Below are 6,121 nucleotides of genomic sequence, written 5' to 3'. Positions count from 1 at the left end.
GCTCTTCTCTTGAAACGTCAAGCGTTTTAAGTACATCCTCAAGCTCCGGGCCGTACTTCTTTTTTATTTTCCTAAGCTCGTCGTTGCGCTGATTAAGAAAATCATATCTTTTAGGATCTATATCCAGGCTTCCGAGAAGTGATGACAACTCTCCCGCAATATCGGATATTTCTATCTGAGCGGAAGAAAGTCTGGCTGCCAGCGGTTCAAGGTCAGAAAGGATATCGGTATATGCAGAAATATTACCGCTTGCTTCGGAAATTATCTCAGCAGCACCCGAAACTTCGTCGCTGCCGCTTAAAAGCAGATTTGCGGAATAGACGGCTTCCGAAAGAATAACTGCGTTCTTTGATATCTCAAGCTCTTCTTCAATTTTCAAGTCTTCGTCGAGATCAATTTTAAGCGCTTCGATCTCGGAAATTATCTCTTGCAGCTGATTTATTCGCTCGGATTTTCTTCCCGCCGTTATTTTCAATTTATTTATCTGCCTTGCAAGCTCCTGAAGCTCTTTAAACGACTTTCTGTAATCTGTCAGAAGCGCTTCATCATCTGCATAGCTGTCAAGAATATGTATATGCTCCTCGGGAGCCATTAAAAGCTGATTATCATGCTGTCCGTGTATATTGACCAAAAGAGCGCCTATCTCCCGCAGAACCGATACGTTCACGCTTCTTGAGTTAACTCTTGCAATACTTCCGCCGTCTGAATTAATTTCCCTTGAAAGAAAAAGCTGTCCGTCATCAAGCGAAATCCCCAATTCGTTAAGCTTAGCCAACACGGTTATATCCATATCCGTAAATAAAGCGGAAACAACAGCTCTTGAAGCTCCGGTACGAACGATATCCTTTGTAACACGCTGTCCGAGAATTGCGTTGATACCGTTTATAAGGATTGATTTACCCGCACCGGTCTCACCTGTAAATACATTAAAGCTCCCGGTAAATTCTATTGCTGCTTTTTCAATTACAGCCAGATTTTCGATATATAATTCTTTTAACATAGCACACCAGTTCCCTGATTATTTGTTTGTAACTATACTCAGCTCTTTTACCAGTCTTGACGAGTCCTTTTCACTTCTCATAAGAATAAAAATAGTATCATCGCCGGCAATAGTTCCTACAACGTTGTCAAGCTCAGTATTATCAAGCTTTGCACATACCGCCTGAGCCATCCCCACATGACATTTTACAGCTACTATATTCATTGCGTAATCTACGGATATAACTGCATCAGAAAGTATTGTAAGTATCATACTGTCCTTTTTATCAATCGAATCCCGTTTAAGCGCAGGAACAGCATACTTATATTTTCCGGCAGGAGTACAGGTCTTTATTAAAGCAAGTTCCTTTATGTCCCTGGATACGGTAGCCTGAGTTACACTGACCCCGTTTGAGTTAAGCTCCTGCTGCAATTCTTCCTGCGTTCCTATATTTTTTTCAGATACCAGTTTCAGTATCAGATTCTGCCTTTTATTTTTCATATCAGCTCTCCTCGGAAATTCCTTTCAGCGGCTGCATAAGCTTTTTATTTATTGAAGTGAAAAAGCTTCCTCCTGCTATGTCGATAATATCAAGGTGTTCTGAAGCCTTTGAAATTCTTACGCTGTCATCATTGCTGAGCCTGTATACAACGTTTCCGTCAACGTTTACTACGGAATGAGAATTATAGTTGCAGCGGCATTTTACGTCGATTACGCTTTCGGGAGAAAAGATCATTGAACGGGCGAACAGCGAATGAGCGCAGATCTGAGTAAATTCAATGCATTCCATTTCCGGTTCTATTATAGGACCTCCTGCGGACATAGAATACGCAGTTGCACCGGTAGCGGTAGAAAAAATAACGCCGTCTGCACGCAGTGAAGAGATTACCTGACCGCCTTTAGATACTTTGAAATCAGCAATTTTGCAGTCATCGCACTTTGAGATCACAGCGTCGTTCAATGCGCTGAATACAAGCTTTTCTCCGTTTGAGGGAATGATCTCGATTTTAAGCATCATTCTACTGCTGAGATTATAATCTCCTCTGCACAAGGCCTTGAGCCTGTCCAGCTCCGTATGCTCCAGAGATGCCATAAAACCCAATCGTCCGCAGTTTATCCCAAGGATAGGCTTTTTATAAACGGATGCAGCGCCGGCACATTTAAGTATCGTTCCGTCTCCCCCTATAACAACGATAAAATCAGAAGTCTGAATACATCTTGACTCTTCGGTAAAATGTATATATTCAAAACTGCTGAAAACGCTTCGGTAACGCTCTTCCATAAAAACAGCTGAACCTTCGCTGTTCAGAATACGGCAGGCATCCATAGTTATCTTTTTGCAGTTTGTTTTATCAAGGTTCGGAAACACATATACGTTCATTAAATTTTCACCTCTCACAAGCTGTTGAATGCTTCGTCTGCAACAGCGTCGGTATTTATATCTGAATTGATAACGATCTCAGATTTTTTAAGATATGCCAGATATTCAATATTTCCGTCAGAACCCTTTATACCCGAAAAAGTAAGCCCGCAAACGCTTAAACCGCACATATTAAAATATTCCGTAATTTCTTTAAGAACGGCTTTATGAACTCTTTTATCGGTAACGATCCCTTTTTTATTCAAAGCATTTTTTCCTGCTTCAAACTGCGGCTTGATAAGAACTGCAAAAATACAGCCGTAAGCGGAACAGTCAGACAAAGCGTTCATAATATGCTTCAAAGATATAAAGGATACGTCAACGCTGAAAAAATCAACGGCTTCGCTGAAATGATCAGAGGTAAGTTCCCTTGCATTAGTTCCCTCGCAATTAACTACTCTGCTGTTATTCTGAAGCTTCTTGTCAAGCTGACCGTGACCGACATCTACTGCGTAAACCTTTTCCGCACCCTTTTCCAACAGAACCTCGGTGAATCCTCCGGTAGACGCTCCTATATCAGCGCACACCATACCCGTAACATTAATATCAAAAGCTTCAAATGCTTTTTCAAGCTTTAAAGCGCCTCTCCCAACATATTTCAAATCACTGATAGTAACAGTTACTGTATCGCCTTCGCTTACCGCTTCCGACGGCTTTGAAACAGCGGCTGAATTTATATAGACTCCTTCGGACTTTATAAGATTTTTAGCTCTTTCCCGACTTTTTGCATAGCCTTTTTCAACCAAATAAGCGTCAATACGTTTACTCATTTTTAAGAAAATCCTCGATCTGCATTGCTATTTTTTCAGGCGACAATCCACATTCGTCAAGCAGATTTCCAACCTTTCCGTGACGTACAAATCCATTTATTGCAAACGGAGCGACATTGCTGCAAACAGCGCAGTATTTTTCAGATATAGACCCGAAGGTATAGGCTTCCTCAAAGAAAAATACCAGCTTATATGAAGAAATAATATCTATTATCTCTTCTTCTATAGGAAAGATCTTTACAAGCTTCAGGGTATCAAAGTCTATACCGCTGCTGTGAAGTATTTCTCCCGCTTTCAGAACATTATTATAAAGCCTTCCGTACGTTACAACCAGTATTCCGCATCCATTGTCCTCATAGCTGAAAGAGTCACTGACTTTTGATTTATCATAAACTGATTTATCGTTTCCCCGCGGATACCGAACAGCAGATACTCCTTTATCTTCACTGACTGCCTTTCTCAGGCATATTTTCAGTTCATCATAGCAGGAAGGCGAATAAACGGTAATACCGGGAACTGAGGTCAGAAACGACACATCAAAAATTCCCTGGTGAGTTTCTCCGTCCTCTCCTACTATTCCCGCCCTGTCAACTCCTATCACTGCATGAGTATTGCAGATAGCCAGATCATGTATGATCTGGTCATAGCCTCTTTGCAGAAACGAGGAGTAGACTGCAAATACAGGAATCATTCCCATTGAAGCGAGTCCGCCGCAGAAGGTTACGGCGTGTTCCTCAGCTATTCCTACATCGAAAAAACGCTCCGGAAAGGCCTTATAGAAATACTGAAGTCCGGTTCCGTATTTCATAGCCGCAGTAACTGCACAGATTTTTTTGTTATCTTGAGCCATTTCAGCTAGCTCTTTTCCGAAAACGGACGAAAAACTGTCGGACAGAACAACATCAGGGTTTCCGGTAGCTATTTCAAAAGAACCTATACCATGAAATTCTCCCGGATTATCCTCAGCAGGAGCATATCCCTTTCCCTTAACTGTATTTACATGAACAAAAACAGGCTTATTTAAGGATTTTGCTGCCATAAGACCGCTTTCAAGCTCTTCTATGTTATGTCCGTCAAGGGGACCGATAAACTCAAAGCCAAGATCCTCAAACATTGTACTGTGAAGAACAAGATTTTTCACAGCATTTTTTGACGATTTTAAAATGCTTTTTATGGGCTTTCCAATAACAGGAGTTTTATTAAGCGCCTTTTCCACCGCATTTTTAGTCCTGTGATATGAATCCTTAGTCCTCAGAGTAGACAAATATTTTGCCATGCTTCCTACATTTTTGGATATGGACATTTCATTATGATTCAGGATTATTATCAGATTTGTTTCGCTTTTACCTGCGTTGTTAAGTCCTTCATATACAAGACCGCCTGTAAAAGCTCCGTCACCCAGTATTGCTATAGTATGATGATTATCGCCGTTAAGCTTCATTGCGGCGGCAATACCGAGAGCGGCTGAAACAGAATTTGAACTGTGACCGCTGATAAAGGCGTCATGCTCCGACTCGTCGGGTCTGCAAAAGCCCGATATACCGTTATCTGTGCGAAGTGTATTGAATTTATCAAGACGCCCGGTCAGAATTTTATGTGTATAAGACTGATGTCCTACGTCCCATACTATCTTGTCCTTGGGCGAATCAAAAACTCTGTGTACCGCAACAGTAAGCTCTACAGTTCCGAGATTTGAGGCAAGATGACCTCCGTTCTGAGAAACTGTATCTATAAGTATCTTTCTGATATCACCGCAAAGCATATTGCACTGCTCTGTATTAAGCTTTTTAAGATCTGAGGGCAGATGCATTTTATAAATATTCGGTTTTTTTATTTCCGGCATTATATAATATCCCCCAGTATATCAGCTTCGTCTGTTAAGCAGATTTTCAGTTAGCTCGCATAAAAAGCCGTTATTATCAAATTCCTCCAGATATGACAGAGCTTCATTTGTAAGTCTGTCAGCCTCGGCAAGCGATCTTTCAAGACCCAGAACGGATACAAAAGTATTTTTTCCCTGATCTCTGTCACTTCCTATAGGTTTTCCCATCTCCTCAAAGGTTCCGGTTACGTCCAGTATATCGTCGACGATCTGAAACGCTCTGCCGAGTGCAGAAGCATACTGAGCCGCAAAGGGTATCTTTTCAAACCTTCCTGACAAAACCACGCCCATTACGCAGGCGGCTTCAATAAGCGCACCGGTTTTATGCTCCTGAAGAATATTCAGAGTTTCTTCGGTAATATCTCTTCCCTCCGACTGAAGATCAATAACCTGTCCGCCTATCATTCCGTTGATCCCTACAGACTTGGACAGCACGGAAATAAGCATAACCGCAATTTCCGCAGTAATTCTGCCGTCTATAGCCGCCCCGGAAATCACCTCGAACGGGAGCGTATTCAACGCATCGCCTGCAAGCAAGGCTATATTCTCAGGGAACGCCTTATGACATGACGGTTTTCCTCTTCTGTAATCATCATTATCCATACACGGAAGATCGTCGTGTATTAAAGAAAAAGTATGGATCATTTCTATTGTGCAGGCAATATCAAGAATTTCGGAAGAGTCGCCTCCGCACATCCTGCAAAATTCAAGCATAAGCACAGGACGCAGTCTTTTGCCGCCCGCTGTAAGTGAATACTCCATCGCCTCAGCGGCTATTTCGCACAGCTTAGGTTTATTTTGAGTAAACGCAAGCAGCTCCCTGTCAATATCCTCTCTGTATTTTTTTAATTTCAGTTCATTCTTTTCAGTCATTTTGATCCTCCGGGACAGACAGAGTCTCGACCTGCAGCTTTGCATTTTCAAGAAGTTTTTTACAGTCTGCTGAAATCTCTACTCCCTCTTTATACAGGTTAAGCGCCTCATTAAGCGGCAGCTTTTCATTTTCCAGCGCTTTAACGATCTCGTCCATTCTTTTTATTGAATCCTCATATGTCATAGCCGTATTCCTT

Annotated in this window: 7 protein-coding genes; all 7 read right to left on the bottom strand. The window is 41.8% G+C overall.

Annotation, left to right across the window (positions count from 1 at the left end):
- Window positions 1–1,000: AAA family ATPase (locus ACYQ0H_RS06790; RefSeq protein WP_459812087.1), on the bottom strand; the 1,000-nt coding region annotated here is incomplete at its 3' end.
- An 18-nt stretch (window positions 1,001–1,018) separates the two neighbouring features.
- On the bottom strand, window positions 1,019–1,480 hold the full coding sequence (gene argR / locus ACYQ0H_RS06785) for an arginine repressor (protein ID WP_459812086.1): 462 nt from the start codon (window positions 1,478–1,480) through the stop codon (window positions 1,019–1,021).
- 1 nt (window position 1,481) lies between these two features.
- The gene (locus tag ACYQ0H_RS06780) at window positions 1,482–2,360 is read right to left on the bottom strand and encodes an NAD(+)/NADH kinase (protein ID WP_459812085.1); all 879 of its coding nucleotides are present in this window, start codon (window positions 2,358–2,360) and stop codon (window positions 1,482–1,484) included.
- 14 nt (window positions 2,361–2,374) lie between these two features.
- Window positions 2,375–3,169, bottom strand: a complete 795-nt coding sequence (locus tag ACYQ0H_RS06775) for a TlyA family RNA methyltransferase (protein WP_459812083.1) — start codon at window positions 3,167–3,169, stop codon at window positions 2,375–2,377.
- The gene (gene dxs / locus ACYQ0H_RS06770) at window positions 3,162–5,012 is read right to left on the bottom strand and encodes a 1-deoxy-D-xylulose-5-phosphate synthase (RefSeq protein WP_459812082.1); all 1,851 of its coding nucleotides are present in this window, start codon (window positions 5,010–5,012) and stop codon (window positions 3,162–3,164) included. Before dxs ends, ACYQ0H_RS06775 begins: the two co-directional genes overlap by 8 nt.
- Window positions 5,013–5,033: 21 nt before the next feature.
- Window positions 5,034–5,924: a polyprenyl synthetase family protein gene (locus ACYQ0H_RS06765; RefSeq protein WP_459812081.1), complete on the bottom strand. Its 891-nt coding sequence runs from the start codon at window positions 5,922–5,924 to the stop codon at window positions 5,034–5,036.
- A complete protein-coding gene (gene xseB / locus ACYQ0H_RS06760; protein ID WP_459812080.1) occupies window positions 5,917–6,108 on the bottom strand; it encodes an exodeoxyribonuclease VII small subunit in 192 nt (63 codons plus the stop codon). The genes ACYQ0H_RS06765 and xseB overlap by 8 nt, the downstream gene beginning before the upstream one ends.
- Between the last annotated feature and the right edge of the window lie 13 nt (window positions 6,109–6,121).

Source organism: Hominimerdicola intestinalis (genome assembly GCF_054655215.1).
Note: the sequence above shows the minus strand (reverse complement) of the source record. Positions and strands in the feature narration are given on the sequence as shown.